Here is a 21,629-nt window from a genome sequence, read left to right on the forward strand (position 1 = left end):
CGCGCCCGCCATCACCCAGGGTAGGCGAGGCGACGCCATACAGTATCCAGTTGCCTGTGCCGGGACGTCAGCCCCGCGCGCCTGGATCTGGATCGGGATGTGGATGTGTCAACGACTGACCTGGCACGGTTGCAGTTCGCCACCACATCGATCTATCACTTCCTATTTGTGCCGCTGACGATAGGACTGGGTTTTCTCACCGCGTTGTTGCAGACGGCCTGGTACCGGAGCCGTCGCCCGGAATATCTACGACTGACGCACTTCTTCGGGACGCTTCTCGTCATCAACATCGCAATCGGAGTGGTCACCGGGCTCGTCCAGGAGTTCCAGTTCGGCATGAACTGGTCGATCTACTCGAGATTTGTCGGCGACGTCTTCGGGGCGCCACTGGCGATGGAGGGGCTCGCGGCCTTCTTCCTGGAGTCGACCTTTCTCGGCCTGTGGCTGTTCGGCTGGGACCGGCTGCCCGCCCGGGTCCATCTGGCCACCATCTGGGCAGTGGCCGTCGGCGGCGTCGCCTCGGCCGCGTTCATCATGGCGGCGAACTCGTGGATGCAGCGCCCGGTCGGGTACACGGTCAACAGGGCCACCGGCCGCGCGCAGCTCACCGACATCTGGGCGGTCCTGACCAACACCGTGTTCGTGTGGGGCTTTCTCCACGTTGTGCTGGCGTCGCTGGTGACCGCGGCCGTGGTGATGCTCGCCGTGTCCGCCTGGCACCTGCGCAACGGGTCGAGCCCGGCGGTGTTCCACCGGTCGGCCCGGCTCGCAATCGTCGTTCTCGTCCCCGGTTCCCTGCTCGCCATCATGGTCGGCAGCCACCTCGGTATCGTCGAGGCGGACTTCCAGCCGATGAAGATAGCCGCGGCCGAGGCACAATGGTACACCTGCCAGCCGTGCTCGTTCTCGCTGTTCCAGACCGGCGGCGGAAACAACGACCAGAACCCGTCGAAAATCATCCAGGTCCCGCATCTGCTGTCGGTCCTGGCGACCAGCAGCTGGAACGGAAAAGTCATCGGCCTCAACGAGCTGCAGACGCAGTATGAACAGCGCTACGGTCCCGGCTACTACATACCCAACGTCTTCGTCCAGTACTGGTCGATGCGGGTGATGGCCTATCTCGGTGGCGCTGTCCTCCTGCTGTCGGTATGGGGCGCGTGGCTGCTGCGCAAACAGCGACTGGAACACTCTCGATGGTTTCTCCGGCTGGCCGTGTGGTCAGCGGTGCTGCCATTCCTCATGAACACCGCCGGCTGGCTGCTGACCGAGAACGGACGCCAGCCGTGGATCGTCCAGGGTCTGGCGCTGACAAGCGATGCCCGGTCGCCGTCGGTGGGTACAGCGACGATCGTCGCCAGCCTCAGCGTGTTCGTCCTTCTGTACGCCGTTCTCGGGGTCGTCGACGCGATCCTGATGCTTCGGTACGCACGCCGAGAACTGGAACTCCCACCCGCGCCCGCGCCCGCGACCGGCGGCGGTCCGGCCACGGCCCGCGTCGGATACTGAGGCCATCATGACGTTGACCGCCTTCTGGTTCATCGTTATCGCGGTACTGTGGACCGGTTTTCTCGTGCTGGAGGGCTTCGACTTCGGCGTCGGCATGCTCGCCGGCATCGTCGGCCGGAACAAGGCAGACCGGAACAAGGCCGGCCGGGATGACACCGGTCGACGGGTCGCGCTCGCCACCATCGGGCCGGTCTGGGATGCCAACGAGGTCTGGCTGATCGTCGCGGCAGCCGGCATGTTCGCCGCCTTTCCCTCCTGGTACGCGACGATGTTCTCCGGTTTCTACCCCGCATTCGTGCTGTTGCTGGTCGCGCTCATCGGCCGCGGGCTGTCGTTGGAGTTCCGCGGCAAACATGACACGGCCCGCTGGCACCGCAGCTGGGATGTTGCGCTGACCGGCGGCAGTCTGATCGCACCCTTTCTCGTCGGTGTAACTCTGGGTGATCTCCTGCATGGAGTACCGATCGGCGCCGACCAAGAGTACGCCGGCAATCTCACTGACCTGTTGAGCCCGTACGCGCTGTTCACCGGTATCACGGTTGTGGCGCTCTGCCTGCTGCACGGGGCCGCCTTCCTCGCGCTGAAAACCGTCGGTGACGTCCGTGAGCGCGCTGTCGGCCTCGCCAGCCGGATCAGCCCGGTGGTCGCCGGCGCGGTCGTCGCCTTCGCCGTCTGGACGCAGGTGTCGACCGGGCACGGCGGCGCGGCTGCGATCCCGGCGGCCGTCACGGTCACCGCGGTTGCCGCGGCCGGCTGGCTGATCCGTCAGGGCAGGGACGGCGCGGCGTTCGCGGCCACGTCGCTGACGATGGCGGCGGCGGTGTCATCGATCTTCGTCAACCTCTACCCGCGGGTCATGGTCTCCACGCTGGGTTCGGCAACCGACCTCACCGTCACCGACACCTCGTCGTCGTCCTATTCGCTGCGGGTGATGACGGTCGTCGCGGCGGTCCTGTTTCCCGTGGTGCTGCTCTACCAGGGTTGGACCTACCACGTCTTCCGGCGTCGGATCTCCCGCGCGGATGTCGTCACCCCCGCCCGGCGGACGCAGGCGAGCGCCACCGGCCCGCCGGCGGCCACCGGTAATTCCGATTCCCAGCAGGAGGCGACATGACACACCCGAAAAGCGCCCGAATGAACGCCCTGGTGATATTCGGCGCGACCGGGGACCTGGCGAAGCTGGAAACGTTCCCGGCGCTGGTCGGTCTGGTTGAACGCGGTGTGCTGGAGGTACCCGTCATCGGCGTCGCGAAGAGCGGGTGGAACCTTGAGCAGTTCCGCGCCTACGCGGTCGCGTCGCTGCGGCACAACAACATCGACCCGGACGGGGACCCGGGGAAAAGAATGCTGGACCTCCTGCTGTACATCGACGGTGATCTCACCGACGACGCGACCTTCCAGCAACTGGCCGCCATGCTCCCCAGGGACGCGGGCGTGCTGTTCTACCTCGAGGTTCCGCCGTCGTTGTTCGCGACGATCGCCCAGGGAATCCGACGTGCCGGGCTGGCCGCCGGTGCCCGGGTGATGGTGGAGAAACCGTTCGGTAGCGACCTGCGCAGCGCGCGGGAACTCAACGCCACCATGCACGAGACCTTCCCGGAGGACGCCATCTACCGCGTCGACCACTGGCTCGGTCTCGATCCGGTGGCGCAGGTCCTGGCGACGCGTTTCGCCAACACCGTCCTTGAGCCGGTGCTCAACCGGACCTATGTCGAAAGCATCCAGATCACGATGGCGGAGGCCTTTGACGTGGCCGACCGTGGGCACTTCTACGACCGCACCGGTGCCATCCGCGACGTGCTGCAGAACCACATGCTCCAGATACTCGCCGTCGTGCTGACCGAGCCTCCCCCGGGCACCGCGTTCGACTATCTCGTCGACGTCACGGCGAACGCGGTCAAGTCACTCGTACCGCTGTCAGTGGACCAGGTGGTCCGCGGTCAGTACGACGGCTACCGCCATGTGGTAGGCGTCTCCTCGACCTCGACGGTCGAGACATTCGCCGCGGTGCGACTGCGGGCTGACAGCTGGCGGTGGGCGGACGTGCCGATCCTCATCCGGGTGGGCAAATGCATGCCCGTCACCGCCACCGAGATCACCATCCGATTCCGGCCGGCACCCCAGAACGTATTCGGCGCCGAGCCGTTCGGCAGCATGAACACACTGCGTTTCCGTATCTGGCCGGAAACGCGGATCACGATGACGCTGGCCGGCAAGAAACCGGGGTTCGGAGCACGTCCGCAAATGAACGAACTGGCCTTCAACGAACAGCCCGGAGCGGACATGCGACCGTATGACCGGCTCATCGGCGCCGCACTCAGCGGCATGCGGATCCTGTTCGCCCGCGAGGACGTCGTCGAGGCCGCCTGGCGGATCATCGACCCCGTACTCGGCGACGCCGTGCCGGTACACCGGTACCCGCGCGGAAGCTGGGGCCCCGCCGAAGCAGACGGTCTGCTCCCAGCGGGCCAGCGATGGTACGACCCGCAAGCCTGAGGAGATACCGCGTGGCCGGACGGCGACTCACCCGGCCGGGGTGAGGGTCGCGACCGGGTAGGAGCGCCGCGACGGGGTAGGGAGCCCACCGTGCACACGAACGCTGACAACCGTGGGCGAGGAAGGAACACACATGACGATCGGACCTGTCCAGCTGCTGGTACTCGGTTTCAAACAGCCTGATTTCCGCGGTGAAGTCCAGGACGAGCTGCAACGGCTCCGGGACAACGACCTCGTGCGGGTGATCGATGCCCTCGTCGTCCAGAAGGACACCGCGGGCAATGTCGCGGCCGTGCGCGGCAGCCAGCTGACCGACAAGGAGCAGGTCGAGCTCGGCGCCATGGTGGGTGCGCTCATCGGTCTGGGCGCAGGCGGTGAGGCCGGCATGCAGGCAGGTGCCGAACGCGGTGCGCAGGCTGCGGCCGAGCGGGGCGGGATGATCAACGAGGAGGAAGCCTGGGATGTGCTCGCTGAGATCCCCGAGGACACCGCGGCCGCGCTGATCCTGCTTGAGCACCGGTGGGCCATCCCGCTGCGGGACTCGATCGCGCGCGCGGGCGGGTTCCGGCTCGCTTCGGAGTTCATCAGCCCGCTCGACCTCGTATCGCTGGGCCTGGTGGGAGCCCGCGAGGCCGAAGAGCTGGCCACGGCGGAACGGGCCGCGATCTGACCGTCCCCCACAACACAACGCACAACGCACAACGCACAGGACGCCAGAAGAAGGAGGGATGACGATGCTCGGACGCTCTCGCCGGGTCGCTCGACGCACCGGACGACGGACAGGCCGACGAACCGCCCGCCGGGTCGTTCGCCGTGAAAGTTGAGCTTCGCTGAGATCTGAGATCTGAGACGGGAACCGCGGCCACGCGCAGCAGGTGGCCGCGGTTCCCGTCTCAGCTGTCGTCCCCCGTCTCAGCTGTCGTCGCTAGAAGGCGTCCCACACGCCGCCCAGGGCACCGGCCATGGTGTCTTCCAAGGGGTGGTTCAGGACGAGTTCTGCTTCGCTGGGAAACAGGGACTGCTCGGCCCAGATGGTCTTACCCCCGGCGGTGTACCTGGCGCCCCAGCGCTGGGTGAACTGCGCGACCAGGAACAGCCCCCGGCCGCCTTCATCGCTGGCACGGGCATGTCGCAGGCGTGGGGATGTGCTGCTGCCGTCGGAAACCTCGCAGATGAGGGTGCGGTCCCGGATGAGACGCAGGCGGATCGGCGCGGCCGCGTACCGGATCGCGTTGGTGACCAGCTCACTGACGAGCAGTTCGGTGATGAACGCCGCTTCGTCGAAGCCCCAGAGGGCCAGCTGTCGCGCGGTGTGGGCGCGGGCGAGGGCCACGACGGCAAAGTCCGCGGGCAGGTCCCAGGATGCGACCTGGTCCGCGGTGAGCGTACGGGTGCGCGCCAGGAGAAGGGCCACGTCGTCGTCTGGCCGGTCCGGCAGCAGGGCTTCGATCACACCTTCCCGGATGGCCTCCAAGGACTCCTCCGCGCGCCCCAGTGCCGTGCGCAACCGGCCCAGCCCGGCGTCGACGTCGTGGTCACGCGCCTCGACCAGGCCGTTGGTGTAAAGGGCTATCAGGCTGCCTTCGGGCAGCTCGATCTCACCCGCCTCGAACGGCAGGCCACCGAGGCCCAGCGGCGGACCGGCCGGTAGGTCGGGGAAGGCCACGGTGCCGTCGGGGTGGACGATCGCGGGCGGGGGATGACCTGCCCTGGCCAACGAGCAGATCCGGCTGACCGGGTCGTACACCGCGTACAGACAGGTGGCCCCCAGCACGGCGGGGCCGGCGGTCGCCGCGGCCGTGTCCTCCTCGTCGGTGAGCCGGATGACAAGGTCGTCAAGGCGGGCGAGCAACTCGTCGGGGGGCAGGTCCAGCCCGGCGAGGGTGTGCACGGCGGTGCGCAGCCGTCCCATGGTCGCCGCCGCGTGCAGCCCATGGCCGACCACGTCCCCGACGACCAGTGCCACCCGGGCGCCCGACAGCGGGATGACATCGAACCAGTCCCCGCCGACGCCCGCACTCTCGTCCGCAGGCAGGTAGTGCCAGGCCACCTCCACGGCGGTCTGCCCGGGTAGCCGGTGTGGCAACAGGCTGCGCTGCAGGGCCAGCGCAGCGGTGTGCTCCCGGGTGTAGCGGCGGGCGTTGTCGATGCACAGCGCCGCCCGGGCCACGAACTCCTGGGCAAGGAGCAGATCGTCCGCCTCGAACGGATCAGGACGCGCCCATCGGACGAACGAGGCCACACCCGTGACGACACCGCGTGCCCGGATCGGGACCAGCATCAGCGAGTGGAGACCGAACTCGTGGATCTTGGCGGCCCGCACGGGATCGTCGACGACCCACACGCTCCGGTCGGGATCCAGCACCGGTTCCAGGACGGCCTCGCCCTCGACCAGGCAGCGGGCTGCGGGCGCTGCCAGGACGACCAGGTCCCCGATCTTCGCGACTGACTCCGGACAACCCGCACGCAGCGACTGCTGCCCCGCGCGACGCATCGGGGTCCGCCCGACCGTCGAACGCACGGTCGGTTCCTCACTGCGCAGTACCGAATCCAGGAGGTCCACGGCCACGAAGTCGGCCAGGCGCGGCACGGCCACGTCGGCCAAATCCTGTGCGGTCAGCCCGACATCAAGGCTGGTGCCGATCCGGGTGCTGGCCTCGGTGAGCAGGGCCAACCGCTGCTGCGCGCGCCAGCGGTCGGTGACATCCACGGACACGTAGCACAGACCGAGGACGCACCCGGCCGAGTCGGCCAACCGGAAGATCGACGTGGAGGTGGCCAGTTCCCGATCGGAATCCCCGCTCGTCCGGCCCTGATACCCCACGTCCAACAGGGGTACGCCGGTCTTCAGCACCTGGCGCATCTGCGCCTCGATGCGCTCAAGGGACGGACTCGCCATCAGCTCGGTCGGCCGCCGCCCCAGCCGCCTGGCCCGGGAGATCCCGCCCCGTTGCTCCAGCGCGTCGTTCAGCCACACCTCGCGTAGATCGGTGTCCAGTACGGCCATGGCGATCGGCGCACGGGACAGCAGGCCGTCCAGCACCGACAGGTCCGCCCCCCACCAGCGCGTCTGTGCCACGTCGGAGGCGAGCAGCAGCCAGCTGCGACCGTCGGGTGAATCGATCAGGGAACAGACCCGCAGACCGACGTCCACCCGGTGGCCGTCGGCGTGCCGGGCTGGCAGCAGACCGCCCCAGTCACCATCGGCTTGGCACCGATCGACCGCCGCGTAGACCGCCACGACATCCACCGGCTGGTGGAGGAAGAACATGGCAGGTCGGCCCAACACCTGCTCCGGTGTGTAGCCGAGCAACCGCTGCGCCGCCGGGCTCCAACTGGTGACCGTGCCCCACCTGTCGAGCACTACCGTCGCGAGCGGTGGCAGCGCGAACGGATCGTCCCACATATACGGGACCGTTGTCTCAAGTGTATCCATCATCAGAGTTCCTACCCACGCCACCCGGCTTTATCTGTTCCCGCCGGCGGCGCCCGTAACCAGAAGCCCGCCCATGATTGCCAGCCAGAATCCGTGGCCACCAGGTGACGCCGACACGAGTGACATCGCGCACGGGCACGACCGGCCCTGGTCCTGATTTAGTGGGTGACGGCGCCGGGACCGCCCGTGCGCCGGCGGACGCTTGACCAACCGGTTCGGTGCCCGTGCCCCCTTGCCCGCTCTCCGTACTTCGTTGGACGCTGCTTCCTGATGCCTCCGCTCGCAGCCCTGGCCGACCGACTACCCGACCTCATGGTGCGCGACCAGCACCGCCTGCAACGCCGTGTCGACGGCGCGCGCCGGATCCGCGGCCCCGAAGCCCACCAGGCCGTGGTCGCCGAGATCGCCGCCGACATCGAGGCGGCGGCGCTGCGCGTGCAACGCCGACGCGCCCGGGTACCGACGATCACCTATCCCCCGGCGCTACCGGTCAGCCGGAAAAAAGACGACATCCTCGCCGCGATCCGCGACCATCAGGTTGTGATCCTCGCCGGTGAGACCGGCTCCGGAAAGACCACACAGCTGCCGAAAATATGCCTTGAGCTGGGACGAGGCGTACGCGGCCTGATCGGTCACACCCAGCCGCGCCGGCTGGCTGCGCGCGCGGTGGCGGAGCGGATCGCGACGGAGCTGGGCGAACCCGACGGGCAGCCGGGCGGGATCGTCGGCTACAAGGTGCGGTTCACCGACCAGGTCGGCGGGGACAGTCTGATCAAACTGATGACCGACGGCATCCTGCTGGCCGAGATCCAGACAGATCGGTCGCTGTACCAGTACGACACACTGATCATCGATGAAGCCCACGAACGCAGCCTCAACATCGACTTCATCCTCGGCTACCTGAAGCAGCTCCTGCCACGCCGACCCGACCTCAAAGTGATCATCACGTCGGCGACCATCGACCCGCAGCGCTTCTCCCGCCACTTCGGCGACGCGCCCGTGATCGAGGTCACCGGCCGGACCTTTCCGGTGGAGGTCCGCTACCGACCGCTGGTGGTGGAGACCGACCCGGCCGCGCCGCCGACCGCGATCGTGGCGCCAACCGCTGGCAGGAGCGGCCGGGCCACCACCGTCAAGGCGGTCGAACGCGACCAGACAGAGGCGATAACAGCCGCGGTGGACGAACTGTGCGCGGCGGGCCCCGGCGACATCCTGGTGTTCCTCAGCGGTGAACGCGAGATCCGGGACACCGCCGACGCCCTGACAAAGCGGGCGCTGCGCGATACCGAGATCGTGCCGTTGTACGCGCGGCTGTCCGCCGCGGAACAGCACCGGGTGTTCCAGCCGCACACCGGGCGCCGGATAGTGCTCGCCACCAACGTCGCGGAGACCTCGCTGACGGTCCCGGGCATCAGGTACGTGATCGATCCGGGAACGGCGCGTATTTCCCGGTACAGCAACCGGACGAAGGTGCAACGCCTACCGATCGAAGCCGTCTCACAGGCGTCGGCGAACCAGCGTAAGGGGCGTTGCGGCCGGGTGGCCGACGGTATCTGCATCCGGCTGTATTCGGCGGAGGACTTCACCGCCCGCCCGGCGTTCACCGATCCGGAAATCCTGCGCACGAACCTCGCCTCCGTCATCCTGGCGATGACCGCACTGGGCCTGGGCGACATCGCGGCTTTTCCCTTTATCGACGCTCCGGACGCACGCAGTGTGGCCGACGGAGTGCTGCTGCTCGTCGAGCTCGGCGCCGTCGAGATGGAAGGCACGGGGAAATCCAACAAAGCAGGTGGGGCCGCGACCGCCGCCGGGCGCCGCCGGCTGACCCCGTTGGGACGCAAACTCGCCCAGCTGCCCCTGGACCCACGACTGGCCCGCATGGTGCTGGCGGCCGAGGACAACGGTTGTGTGCGGGAAGTCATGGTCATCGCCGCCGCGCTGTCCATCCAGGATCCGCGTGAACGTCCCGTCGACGCCCAGCAGGCGGCGGCGGAGAAACACGCCCGCTTCACCGACAAGCAGTCGGACTTCATCGCCTATCTCAACCTGTGGGAGTACCTGCGGGAACAGCAGGAGGAACTGTCCGGAAACCAGTTCCGCCGGCTGTGCCGGGCCGAGTTCCTGAACTACCTGCGGGTCCGTGAATGGCAGGATATATACGCTCAGCTACGTCAGGTCACAAAAAGCCTCGGAATGTCGGTGAGCACCGCACCGGCCGACCCCCGGCAGATCCACCTCTCGCTGCTGGCCGGCCTGCTGTCACACATCGGTCTCGCCGACCCCGAGAAGCCGGACTATCAGGGTGCGCGTGGCGCCCGGTTCGCCGTCTTCCCCGGTTCGGCGTTGTTCAAGAAGCCACCGCGCTGGGTGATGGCCGCCGAGCTCGTCGAGACGTCCCGGCTGTGGGGACGCACGCTCGCACGCATCGAGCCGGAGTGGGCGGAGGCGCTCGCGCCCCACCTGGTCACCCGCACCTACAGCGAACCGCACTGGGAGAAGAGCCGGGGCGCGGTGATGGCGTTCGAGAAGGTGACGCTCTACGGGGTGCCCCTGGTCGCGTCCCGCCCGGTGACCTACAGCGCGGTCGACCCGGCGCTGTGCCGGGACCTGTTCATCCGCCATGCCCTGGTCGAGGGCGACTGGCAGACCCACCACGGGTTCTTCCACGCCAACCGGGAACTGCTCGACGACGTCGAGGAGCTGGAACACCGGGCGCGGCGCCGCGACATCCTGGTCGACGACGAGGCGCTGTTCGACTTCTACGACCAGCGGATCCCCGCCGATGTGGTCTCCGGCCGCCACTTCGACAGCTGGTGGAAGAAGGCCCGGCAGGCCGAACCCGACCTGCTCGCCTTCTCCACGGCCATGCTGATCAAGGCTGACGCGGCCGGAGTCGACGAGCGCGACTACCCCGATACCTGGCAGTATGACGACCTCAGCCTGGCGCTGTCCTACCAGTTCGAACCTGGCACGGAGGCGGACGGCGTGACCGTGCGCATCCCGCTGCCCGTGCTCAACCAGGTGGGCGCCGACGGCTTCGACTGGCAGGTACCGGGCCTGCGCGAGGAACTGGTGACAGCGCTGCTGCGATCGCTGCCCAAACAGATACGACGCACCTTCGTCCCGGCGCCGGACTACGCCAGACGGGTACTGGCGTCGGTGACACCGGCCGACGGGCCGCTGCTCGCCGTTGTGGAACGCGAACTCGGTCACCTCAGCGGCGTGGATGTGCCCCGGCACGCCTGGCAACTCGACCGCGTACCCGACCATCTGAAGATCACATTTCGAGTGGTGGACGAGGCTCAGCGCACCCTCGCCGAGGGCAAGGACCTCGCCGCGCTCACCCGGGCACTGGCGCCGACGTTGCGGGCTGCGGTCAACGCCGCGGCGGACGGCGTCGAGCGCCGGGGCCTGCGGACCTGGGACTTCGGCCCGATCCCGCAGCTGGTCGAACAACGCCGTGCCGGTCAGCCGGTCCGGGCCTATCCCGCGCTGGTCGACGAGACCGACAGCGTGGCCATCGCGGTGTTCGCCACCGAGGCCGAGGCCCGCCAGGCCATGTGGGCGGGCACCCGACGCCTGCTGTTGCTCAACGCGCCGTCACCGATTCGCGCCATCAACGCACAGCTGACAAATCAGGCTAAACTGACGCTCAGCCATCATCCATATCGCACCGTCACCGAACTGCTCGATGACTGCATTGCCTGCGCCGTAGACAAACTGATCGCGGAATGCGGCGGTCCGGCCTGGGACTCCGACGGTTTCACCAAGCTGGCGGAAATCGTCCAGGCCGACCTGACCGCGACCGCGATCGACGTGGTGACAAAGGTGGAGCGTGTCCTGGCAACCGCGCACACCATTGAACGGCAGCTCAAGGCGACGACGAGCCTCGCGTTGGTGCCGGCGCTGCGCGACGTGCGCTCCCAGCTCTCGGGCCTGGTGTACCGGGGTTTCGTCAGCAACGCCGGCTGGGCGCGACTACCCGACGTCGCCCGCTACCTCGCCGCGATCGCGCTGCGCCTGGAGAAACTGCCGGGCGACCCCAACCGCGACCGGGAACGCACCCGGCAGGTCGAGCAGGTGACGCGGGAGTACGACGAACTGGTCGCCAGGCTCGCGCCGGGTAGCTCACCGGGCGAGGAGCTGACGCGAATCCGCTGGATGATAGAAGAGCTTCGGGTCAGTTACTTCGCGCAGACCCTGCGGACGCCGTACCCGGTCTCGATGGAACGGATCTTCCGGGCGATGGACCAGCTCACGCTCTGACCGAACCGATCACAGCGACCGAACCGATCACAGCGATCAAAGGAGACCAGGGGCAGTGACACTTCGCGCTTTCGGACGGACCGGAGTCAGGGTCAGTCCGCTGACGCTCGGGGCGATGATGTTCGGCGCCTGGGGAAATCCCGACCATGACGACAGCATCCGGATCATTCACCGCGCCCTGGATGCGGGCATCAACATCATCGATACCGCGGACATGTACTCGCGGGGCGAGTCCGAGGAGATCGTCGGCAAAGCGCTCGCCGGGGGCCTGCGGGACGAGGTGGTGCTCGCGACGAAGTTCCACGCGCCCATGGACGACAACCTCAACCACCGCGGCAACTCCCGCCGGTGGATCATCCGTGAGGTCGAGAACAGCCTGCTACGGCTGCGGACCGACTGGATCGACCTCTACCAGGTACACCGGCCCGAGCCCGGCACCGACTTCGACGACACCCTCGGGGCGCTGAGCGACCTCGTCCACCAGGGCAAAATCCGCTATATCGGGACGTCGACCTTTGAACCGTCGGCCATCGTGGAAGGCCAGTGGATCGCGCAGCGTCGTGGCCGTGAACGCGTCGTCTCCGAGCAGCCGCCGTATTCCCTCCTCGCCCGCGGCATCGAGCGGGAAGTCCTGCCGGTCGCGCAGCGTTACGGACTGGCCGTGATCCCGTGGAGCCCGCTGGCCGGCGGGTGGTTGACCGGGCGGTACCGCAAGGGAGTCGAGCTGCCCGTCTCCGGCCGCAGCCAGCGCACGCCTGGACGCTTCGACCTGACCCTCCCGGCAAACGTCGCCAAGCTCGAAGCGGTCGAGCAGCTGGCCCTCCTGGCCGAGGAGGCCGGGCTCTCCCTGGTCCACCTGGCCATCGCGTTCGTCCTTGAGCACCCCGCCGTCACCTCGGCGATCATCGGCCCGCGGACCATGGAGCAGCTCGAGTCCCAGCTCGACGCGGCCAAGGTGACGCTCTCGCCGGACGTGCTCGACCGGATCGACGAAATCGTGCCACCGGGCACGACCATCAACACCGCGGACGGGGGCTACGAACCACCGTCCCTGACCGACCCGGCCTACCGCCGCCGGACCACAGTCGGACCCGAATAGCCAGGTATCGATCTATAATCTGGTGTGACCACGAGGTCGCAGGGAGGCGGTTCGGCATGCGCACCGTAGTTCTCGGCGAGCGTCCCCGGGTTCTCGAGGAGTTCATTGCCCGACGCGAATCGCTCGGGCAGGACACCTTCGACGAGATCTGGAACGGGGAATACCATATGGCGCCGGGTCCATCAGCAGAACACGGCCGTGTTGACTATGAGCTCAGCGCGCTGTTGCTACCGCGTGCGCGGGCCGCCGGGCTCGTGGGCACCGGCCCGTTCAACCTCGGCCGCCGCGACGACTACCGGGTACCCGACGGTGGGTTGCACCGCGGACGCCCCAGCGGCGTGTATCTGCCCACCGCCGCCGTGGTCATCGAGGTCGTGTCACCGGACGACGAGACCTACGCGAAGATTGATTTTTATGCCGCGCACGAGGTGGATGAACTGATCGTCGCTGATCCGGCACGCCGGACGGTACGGATCTGGCAACTCGTGGACGGCAAATACGACGAAACCGGGCACAGCGACCTGCTGGGCATCACGGCGACGGCGCTGATAGACGGCATCGACTGGCCCTGACGGAAAAGCCGAGACTGTTCTGGATCCAACCATAGGCGCATCGAGAAATCAGCACCGACAACTCGTGCTGCGCGGTGGGAACCAGAGGCGTTGAATGGGAGTCAGCACCGCGCGGCGACGACCGGGAGGCGACTCGATGCTGGTCCGTGATACCAAGGCCCCGAGCTATGAGACCCTACGACCTTTCAAGAATCCGGACGCCCCGGGGAATCTCGGAAAATTCCCCGGGTTTCCCGTCTACGAGGGGCTGAGCAGCTACCTCGCGGATGCAAAGGACCATCCCGATGACGTGGTGCGCCATGTGCTGGCGACCTGCGCGGCATATGCGTACGCGAAGGTCGACCCGCCCGGGACGGAGAGCACCGACACGCTCGCCACCATGATGGCCCGTATGGGGCTCGAGGAGAACAACTGCCGCATTGTCTCGGAGTCTGTCGACGCGATGCTCATCTCGTCCACCGCCGCCATCGTGCAGAGCAGCGACAAAAAGGTCGTCATCCTGGCCTACCGGGGCACGGAACCGTCGAATATCATGAGCTGGCTGACCGATGTCGAGATCTACTCACGTGATGCGGCGAAGTTTCGTGTGTCGAACCCACGGACGGGTGACAGCGGTGCCGTCGATCTGCATGCGGGTTTTTACCGGAACGTCCGGGCGACGCGCTACGAGGTGCTGCGCGCCCTGAAGCGTGCGATGGCCGGGCAGTCCATCCTGGCGGCCGAGAGCGGGCCCGGCGAGGGCGATCTGAACGGGAGTCGGCACATTACTCCCGCCCTTTACATCACCGGGCACAGCCTGGGTGGTGCGATGGCCGCCATCATGGGGATCATGCTGATGACCGACCCCCAGTACAAGGACAGTATCGGTAACAACCTGCGGGCTGTTTACACCTTCGGCCAGCCGATGATCGGGCCGCAGGCGCTCGCCGACGCGTACGAGAAAATCGAGAACAGCGCCCCGGTCCTCCGCTACGTCTACCGCAGGGACCCGGTGCCCCATCTACCGCCGCGTCAGACCGGTGGCTTCGCGCACTTCGGCCGGGAATGGCACCACGACGGCAAAGAATGGAAGGAGACCAGCGCCGATCCGGCGCGGCAGATGAGGGACATCCTGGGTCTCGGCCAGGCGGCCCTCGCATTTGTGGCCGAACAGAATCCGATCCTGCGCCGGGTACCCGTCGGCTCCTTGCTTTCCGATCACTTTCCGCAGCACTACGTCGAAAGGCTGACCCCACCCGGCACGCTCATCAGCGAGTTCGGTGACGACCAGCTGATACTACCGGCAGGCGACCCGACGCCCTGGCCCATGCCAAGCTTTTTCCGGAGGATTCCCCAGGACGTGGTCAAGACGGCGCAGGGGGTCGTCGACAACAGCGGCCGAGCGGTGCAAATCGTCCTGCGGGCGGCTGAAAACGTTGGCCGTGCGGTCGGAAGCACGGTTACCAGGCAGACATAAGCCGCTGCGGATCATAGAAGGCCACGCCGGTCGCGGTACACGTCGTGCGGCCCACCGCGAACGGTGTCTGCCCCATGAGGTCCAGGCTAACATCCATGTTACTGACATCAATGTTAGTAACATGGATGTTAGCTTTACGGATGATCGACGGGATCAATCGACAGGATCAGTGGATGGCGGTCCCGGCCACGGCGCCGACAGCGGCCGTCACAGCCATGGCGAGGCACCCGCCGATGACGACACGGGCGGCCGCCCGTCGCCGGTTCGCGCCGCCGAGCGCGGCGCCGACCGTGCCGAGCAGGGCCAGCCCCACCAACGTCACGCCGATCAGCAGCACGATCCTGGCGGTACTGCCGGCGACGACCGTGGCCAGCAACGGGAGCAGCGCACCGGCGGCGAAACTCAGCGCGGAGGCCCCAGCGGCCTGTACCGGACGCGCAGCGTTCGCCGGCAGCTGGCCGAGTTCGTCGCGGGCGTGCGCGGCCAGCGGATCGGCCTGGCTGAACTCCACCGCGACCTCCCGGGCAAGTCGCGGGTTCAGCCCGCGCCGCACGTAGATGCCGGTCAGCTCTTCCAGTTCGGCGGCGGGATCGGCCGCGAGCTCCGCCGCCTCCACCGAGAGGTCCCGCAGCTCAACGTCACGCTGAGAACTGACCGAGACGAATTCGCCGGCGGCCATCGACGTCGCCCCGGCTACGAGCCCGGCCAGGCCCGCGGTCAGCACGGCGGCCCGCGACGCCGACGACGCGGCGACACCCAGCATCAGGCTCGCGGTCGACACCAGGCCGTCGTCGGCACCCAGCACCGCGGCTCGCAGCCAACCCGACCGCTCGCCACGGTGTCGCTCCCGATGCCCCGTTCTCACCATGGTGCGATCGAACGCCACCGGCTCACGCAGTGCCACCCGCGACTCGCGGCAGGCCGGTGAGAAACCTCACCGCAGCGGGCGGGAGCCAGCCGCCAGGATGTCGAGGGCCTGGTAGGTCTCGTTGCCGAGCGAGACATGTCGGCGTTCACCGCTGTCCCACCGGGCCCCGCGCAGAGTTGTATTGAACACCCGTTCGACCCCTGGAATGGGATTGGGTCTGGTGAAATCCAGCCTCGGGACGAGCTGCAGGTCAAGGCTGGTGGTCCGACCCAGCTGGGCCAGCAGCGCCGCCGAGGTGAGCGCGCCCGACACCTGGTTACCGATCTTCTCCACGACCTGCACCGACAGCCATCCGTTCAGCGACGTGCTCGACTTCCACAGTGCGGCAGACGCGTCCCTGTCACCGGTACTGTACTCGGCGTCGAGCTCCGCGCGCATCCGCCGCAGTTCGCTGAACTGGTCGGCCTCGTCGAGCTCGGGGTAGGCGGTGGCCTCGACCAGCCGGCCCGCGACCGGCCCCAGCTGCTCCAGGCTGACGTCCGAGATCGCGCCGGTCGCGTGGCAGTAGGAGAGCCGTTCGCCGCCGTCGCGCATCACCGCGACAGCGGCCTGTTCGGTGACCACCATGACCGCGCCGTCGGCGCCCGCCGCGGTCAGCTGGGTCACGGTCGGCGTGAAGTCGCTCGTGGTGATGGGCACCCGTACCACCGGACTGGCCGGAAGCTGGACGGCCCTGGCACCGACCTGGCCGAGGGTGAGAAGACGATCGCTGGCGGAAAGATCATAACCGACCATACCGAGATGCCTGGCACCGATCTTCTTCAGCAGCGACGGGCAGACCGCGGGGAACATGACCAGCGGGCTGAGCACAAAACTGATCGGGGAGTGCAGCTCGGAGCCGTCCGCGGACACTCCGGCCGAACCGACCGAGGCGATCCCGGCCTTCGCGAGGGTCGCCATGATGCCGCCCGTGCCGCTGGTCTCCGACACGACCGCGAGGACGCCGGTGTCGGCCGCCTGTTTCGCGCAGGCCGCCGCTGCGGACCCGTCGTTGTTCTCGTTGCAGTGGACCAGTTCGACCGGATGCCCCTTGATCCCGCCCCGGGCGTTGACGCCCCGGACTGCGGCCCTGGCAGCCGCCACCATCTCCGGGTAGTTCCCGCCGGTGGTCCCCGTCGGCGCGATGATCATCAACGTGACCGGTGCGCCAGAGCTGCCCGCCGGTCGTGGTGAACCGGCGCCGTCGCCACCGTGCGCGCACGCCGACATGCCGGCCAGAGCCAGCGCGCCACCCAGACCAGCCGCGATCATCCGAAGTCGCGCCCTACGCACCCGCGAGCCCCTTCCGTTCGAATTCACCGACCGGTCGGCCCAGATAGGCCGCCTGCACCCGGGGATCGCGGCACACCTCGGCCGGCCAACCCTCGGCGATCTTCCTGCCGACGTCGACGACGACCACCCGGTCGCAGACACCCCGGATGACGCTCATGTCGTGGTCATTGATGACGATGGCGAGTCCCCAGTCGTCGGTGAGGCGACGCAGCAGCCGGGCCAGCTGCGCGGACTCGGTCTGGTCAAGCCCGGCACACGGTTCGTCGAGCAGCAGCACGGACGGCGCCGCGGCCACGGCGCGGGCGACCGAGACCAGCCGCCGGCGACCGTAGGGCAGCTCCGAGACGGTGCGGAACAGATCGTCACGCAGCCTGAAGACGCCGATCGCGAACACGGCTATGGGCGGCAACGGTCGCTCCCGCGCCGCCAGCAGGTTGGTGAGGTAGGCCCTGGAGTCCCGTGGGTCGCTGCCCGCCTGGATGTTCTCCAGCACGGTGAGATCATCGAACAGCTCGAGGTGCTGGAAGGAGCGGCCGATCCCGGCGCGTGCACGCCGGGATGCCCCGAGCTGGTCCAACGGTGTCCCACCGAGGGTCACCACCCCGGCTGCCGCACAAGTGTGGCCGCTGATGGCGTCGATGAGGCTCGTCTTCCCGGCCCCGTTCGGCCCGATCAGCCCGACCACCTCGCCCGGCTCCACTGCGAGGTCGATGCCGCGTACCGCGGTCAGCGCGCCGAATGTGACCGTCAGGCCGGCAACCGCGAGGCGTGCGGGCCGCACCGGCACGGGTTCCACCGGCATGGGTTGCCCGCCGGCACCACGGCCGGCTGCCAGCAGACGGGCGAGACGACGGTGGCGCCGGGCGGCGGCGCGCACCGGCCGGTCCGGCCAGCCCGATCCAAGCCGGTCGAGCGCGCGGCGGATGGTGCGGACGTTGTCCGCCGCCATCCCCCCACCGGAACCATTCATGATCATAATCAGCGCGATGCCGCTGGCAAGCGGCAGGTACCGGTCGAGATGGACCAGCCAGCCCGGCCCGCCGAGACGTTCGCCGACCGCCATCGCGATGCGCGTACCGAGGGTGCCGACCACCAGCGTCGCGCCCGCGACCGATCCGCTCACCCAGCCGATCCCGCCGACCACGGCGAAGGCGATCAGCATGATCGAACCGAACGGCGCGAACGTCCCCGCGCCGTAGTTGATGTTCCCGACCTCACCGTACTGGTAGAAGACGTAGAGCACCCCGCCGAGCCCCGCGATCGCGGCTGACAGCGCGAACGCGTACAGCTTCGCGCCGACGACGCTGATACCGAGCGCGGCGGCGGCACGTTCGTTGGCCCTGATCGCGATCAGCCGTCGCCCGGCGCGGCCCCGGCGCAGGTTGGCCACGGCGAGCGCCACGAGCGTGAACACGACCAGCACGAGCGTGGCGAAGCCGTCCGGATTGTCAATCTTGTCAAGTTCGACACCGAAGACCGACTGCGTACCCACCACAGTGCCCTCGGGTGAACCCAGCCCGCCGAAGATGGTCGCGGCCGTACCCGCCGGCGGTGGCGAGTGATAACCCCGCTGGAACAGGATCGCGTCGGCGGCAGCACCCATACCCAGTGTGACGATCGCGAGCTGCAAACCCCGGGTGCGCAGGGCGGGCAGTGCGAACAGCAGCCCCACCGCGACAGCGCCGCTGACACCCACGACCAGCGCCGCGGGCAGCGGCCAGTGCCAGATCGCGACAATGCGGCCGGTGATGAGCGCGGCAACGCCGGCCGGAACGAGCTGGCCCAGGCAGATCTGGCCGGCGAACCCGACCAGGACCACCAGCGACACCATGAGCAGTGCCCAGAGCGCATTGGCGCCGACGGCAGTCACCCAGTCGCTCGGTAGCACGAACCAGATGAGCGCCAGGGCAACCGCCAGCAGCATGCCCAGGGCCAGCGGATGGATCCGGCCACCGCCGAGCTCCGGGTGGCGGGCCACTATGTGTCCGCGGTCGGGAATGCCGCGCCCGCGCACCACCAGATAGAAGACAATCACGATGAGTGGGATGGCGCGATCGGCTCCGGTCCACGCGGGATGCGCGGTGACCAGGCCGACCTGCGTGAGGAGCTCGACGAGTCCGAGCGCGAGACCCCCGGCCAACACCCCCGGCAGCGAGTGGAACCGCGCCATGAGCGCGACAGCGAGCGCGGGCACCACGAGCATGATCAGACTTGTCGACGACAGCGGATTGCCCAGCGGCGCCAGCAGCACTCCGGCGAGACCGGCGAGGGCCGAGCCCACACACCAGGCCGCGCCCGCGACCGCGTCCGGCGACCATCCGGCGGTGGCCGCCGCCCGCGGGTTGTCGATCACAGCCGTCGCGGCCAGGCCGAAGGTGGTGAAGCGAAAGAACGCCCACACAACGGCGACGACGACCGCCACCGCGGCGAGCCGGACGAACAGGTCGACACCGACCACCCGGCCGAACATGGTCAGCTCTCCGGCCGGCAGCACCGACGGGGACGACCGCACCTGGGACCCGAAGAACAGACCTGCCAGCGCCTGCAGGATGATCAGCAAACCGAGCGTCGCCATGGCGCGGGTCAACGGCGAGGAGCCCCGCAGCGGCCCCATCGCCAGGACCGCGAAGGCGAGGCCGATCGCCGCGGTGACCACGACCGTCAGGGCACCCGCCGGCGCGACCGGCAGGCCCCAGTTCTCCTGGGCCGCACTAAAGAAATACGCCGCCCACATCACCAGCGCACCGTGGGCGAAGTTGATCACACCGGCGCCGCGGGCGATGACCACCACTCCCGCCGCCACCAATGCGTACAACGCGCCGGTGCCGAGACTGAGCGGCGCGTATCCGAGCAGGTTGGTCACAAAAGCCCGGTCACACGGTGAGCGTCGCGCGGCATACCGAATCCGACGTCCATGAGCCGCCCATCTCCGCCCGGAAACTCCGGGACCCGCCGCTATCATACGGAATGTAGCGGTAATCAATATCGCCGGCAAGCAGGATATCCAACAGAATAAGTAATCTGTTTATAAGAAATTGTGCCACAAGGCACATCAAGGTCGGTCCAGCGCTTTTCCCCGGGAGCGGGTGTACTGACCTGTACCTGCACTTCTACCGGACGCGGAGGGCGATGTGGGACCAGCCGACGGGGGACTCGTGGCGGCCGCCGGTCTGCTGGCCGGAGCGGTGAACGCGGTTGCCGGCGGCGGCACCCTGATCGCCTTCCCCGCGCTGCTCACCACCGGGATGCCGGCACTCACCGCGAACATCACATCCTCGGTCGGGCTGGTGACCGGATACGCGGGCGGTGCGCTCGGCTACCGACGGGAACTGGCGGGCCAGGCCACCCGGCTGCGCGCGCTCGCCATCCCCGCGCTGCTCGGCGGGCTGACCGGGGCGGTGGTGCTGGTGGTCACACCCGCGGGCGCCTTCCGGGCGGTGGTCGGCTACCTGGTCGTGGTGGCCTGCGGGCTGCTCGGCGCCCAGCCGTGGCTGGCCCGGCTGGTCGCCGGCCGGCGTGCCGCCGCGTCCGCTGCCAGGCCCACCACCAGCGGTGTCACCAACAGCGGTGTCACCTGGCCGACCCGCGCGGGGGTGTTCCTGGCGGGGGTCTACGGCTCCTACTTCGGTGCCGGACTGGGGGTGCTGCTCCTCGGTGTACTGGGAATCCTGCTACCCGACGACATCCAGCGCACCAATGCCGCGAAGACGCTGCTCTCGTTCGGGATCAACGCGATCGGCGTCACCGTGTTCGTGGTGAGCGCCCAGGTCTCCTGGGCCTTCGCGGCGATCCTGCTGGTCACGTCCTACGCGGGTGGTGTCCTTGGCGCACGCCTCGCCCGGGTACTGCCCGCGGCCGCGCTGCGGGGCACGGTGGTGACCCTCGGACTGATCGTCGCGGTCGTCCTCATCGTCTCCAGATGAACGTCTCCAGGTGAACCCGCCGGCGATCCGGGGACATCGGCCGCCGGCGATACGCCAGAACCACGATCGCATCGCCTTTGGCCCTTTGGCCCTTTAGGCCGGTGGGTAGGAGGTGATTTGTGGTCCGACCATCGCTCTATGACGTGCTGGGTGTGCAACCGAGCGCCTCGCCCGCCCAGATCGTCACCGCCTATCGGCAGGCCGCCCGGCGCACCCATCCCGACGCAGGCGGCTCCGAGAGCGCGTTCCGTCTGGTCAACACCGCATACCAGGTGCTGAGCGATCCCGAGCGGCGCCGCGCCTACGATCGCCGGCTGCGCTCCCGATCAGCTGGCGGACCCACCGGACCCGCAGCACCTACCGGCCCCGCCGCAGCCACCGGCCCGATCTGGCCGACCGTTCCGCGCCAGCCGGGCCCGCCAGGCCGGACCACCGGTGCCGCGACGCCGCAACCCGCAACCGGCGATACGCAGCGGCGGAGCCGTCGCCGTTACCTGGCGATGATGGCCTGCTGCCTGGCGTTGTTCGTACTCGCCGGCAGCGTGGTCCGCTTCTTCTCGGTGCCCGCAGCCCTGGCAATGATGCTCATTGCTGCGATCATCCCGCCGGTCGCGGCCGTCATCGCCAACCGGTCCCGGGAGTGAGAATCTGTGGTGAATTCTATCGTGAATA

Annotated in this window: 14 protein-coding genes; 10 read left to right on the plus strand and 4 right to left on the minus strand. The window is 68.3% G+C overall.

What is annotated here, in order from left to right; translation table 11 throughout:
• Nucleotides 1–105: 105 nt before the first annotated feature.
• The 4 genes from U9983_RS07785 (at nt 106) to U9983_RS07800 (ending at nt 4,672) form a co-directional block, all read left to right on the plus strand.
• Nucleotides 106–1,506 (plus strand): cytochrome ubiquinol oxidase subunit I, encoded by a 1,401-nt coding sequence (locus tag U9983_RS07785; RefSeq protein ID WP_322753373.1) that lies wholly within the window; start codon nt 106–108, stop codon nt 1,504–1,506.
• Between the two features lie 7 nt (nt 1,507–1,513).
• Nucleotides 1,514–2,620: a cytochrome d ubiquinol oxidase subunit II gene (gene cydB, locus U9983_RS07790; protein ID WP_322753374.1), complete on the plus strand. Its 1,107-nt coding sequence runs from the start codon at nt 1,514–1,516 to the stop codon at nt 2,618–2,620.
• Complete coding sequence (zwf, locus tag U9983_RS07795) at nt 2,617–4,002, plus strand: glucose-6-phosphate dehydrogenase (protein ID WP_322753375.1); 1,386 nt, start codon at nt 2,617–2,619, stop codon at nt 4,000–4,002. The genes cydB and zwf overlap by 4 nt, the downstream gene beginning before the upstream one ends.
• Nucleotides 4,003–4,135: 133 nt before the next feature.
• Nucleotides 4,136–4,672: a hypothetical protein gene (locus tag U9983_RS07800; RefSeq protein ID WP_322750995.1), complete on the plus strand. Its 537-nt coding sequence runs from the start codon at nt 4,136–4,138 to the stop codon at nt 4,670–4,672.
• 255 nt (nt 4,673–4,927) lie between these two features.
• Here the strand turns inward: U9983_RS07800 and U9983_RS07805 are convergent, their stop codons facing one another.
• A complete protein-coding gene (locus tag U9983_RS07805) occupies nt 4,928–7,438 on the minus strand; it encodes a SpoIIE family protein phosphatase (protein ID WP_416211303.1) in 2,511 nt (836 codons plus the stop codon).
• A gap of 270 nt (nt 7,439–7,708) precedes the next feature.
• On the opposite strand from U9983_RS07805, the gene hrpA reads away from it, so the two are divergent.
• The 4 genes from hrpA (at nt 7,709) to U9983_RS07825 (ending at nt 14,834) form a co-directional block, all read left to right on the plus strand.
• Entirely contained in the window at nt 7,709–11,707 is a 3,999-nt protein-coding gene (gene hrpA / locus U9983_RS07810) for an ATP-dependent RNA helicase HrpA (RefSeq protein WP_322753377.1), read from the plus strand.
• A gap of 55 nt (nt 11,708–11,762) precedes the next feature.
• Nucleotides 11,763–12,806 carry an aldo/keto reductase gene (locus tag U9983_RS07815; RefSeq protein WP_322753378.1) on the plus strand — a complete coding sequence of 348 codons (1,044 nt, stop codon included), beginning with the start codon at nt 11,763–11,765 and terminating at the stop codon, nt 12,804–12,806.
• Between the two features lie 56 nt (nt 12,807–12,862).
• The gene (locus tag U9983_RS07820; protein ID WP_322753379.1) at nt 12,863–13,378 is read left to right on the plus strand and encodes a Uma2 family endonuclease; all 516 of its coding nucleotides are present in this window, start codon (nt 12,863–12,865) and stop codon (nt 13,376–13,378) included.
• A gap of 136 nt (nt 13,379–13,514) precedes the next feature.
• On the plus strand, nt 13,515–14,834 hold the full coding sequence (locus U9983_RS07825; RefSeq protein WP_322753380.1) for a lipase family protein: 1,320 nt from the start codon (nt 13,515–13,517) through the stop codon (nt 14,832–14,834).
• 166 nt (nt 14,835–15,000) lie between these two features.
• On the opposite strand, the gene U9983_RS07830 is transcribed toward U9983_RS07825, so the two are convergent.
• The 3 genes from U9983_RS07830 to U9983_RS07840 form a co-directional block, all read right to left on the minus strand.
• Entirely contained in the window at nt 15,001–15,702 is a 702-nt protein-coding gene (locus tag U9983_RS07830) for a VIT1/CCC1 transporter family protein (RefSeq protein ID WP_416211304.1), read from the minus strand.
• Nucleotides 15,703–15,768: 66 nt separating this feature from the next.
• On the minus strand, nt 15,769–17,034 hold the full coding sequence (locus U9983_RS07835) for an ABC transporter substrate-binding protein (RefSeq protein ID WP_322753382.1): 1,266 nt from the start codon (nt 17,032–17,034) through the stop codon (nt 15,769–15,771).
• Nucleotides 17,027–19,897, minus strand: coding sequence for an ABC transporter permease subunit (locus U9983_RS07840; RefSeq protein ID WP_322753383.1), 2,871 nt, complete (start codon nt 19,895–19,897; stop codon nt 17,027–17,029). The genes U9983_RS07835 and U9983_RS07840 overlap by 8 nt, the downstream gene beginning before the upstream one ends.
• A 268-nt stretch (nt 19,898–20,165) precedes the next feature.
• Between U9983_RS07840 and U9983_RS07845 the strand changes: the two genes are divergently transcribed.
• Nucleotides 20,166–20,957, plus strand: coding sequence for a sulfite exporter TauE/SafE family protein (locus U9983_RS07845; RefSeq protein ID WP_322753384.1), 792 nt, complete (start codon nt 20,166–20,168; stop codon nt 20,955–20,957).
• 119 nt (nt 20,958–21,076) lie between these two features.
• Nucleotides 21,077–21,601 carry a DnaJ domain-containing protein gene (locus U9983_RS07850; protein ID WP_322753385.1) on the plus strand — a complete coding sequence of 175 codons (525 nt, stop codon included), beginning with the start codon at nt 21,077–21,079 and terminating at the stop codon, nt 21,599–21,601.
• The last annotated feature ends 28 nt before the right edge of the window (nt 21,602–21,629 follow it).

The organism is Protofrankia sp. Cas3 (assembly GCF_963555955.1).
In the GTDB taxonomy this organism is placed as follows: domain Bacteria; phylum Actinomycetota; class Actinomycetes; order Frankiales; family Frankiaceae; genus Protofrankia.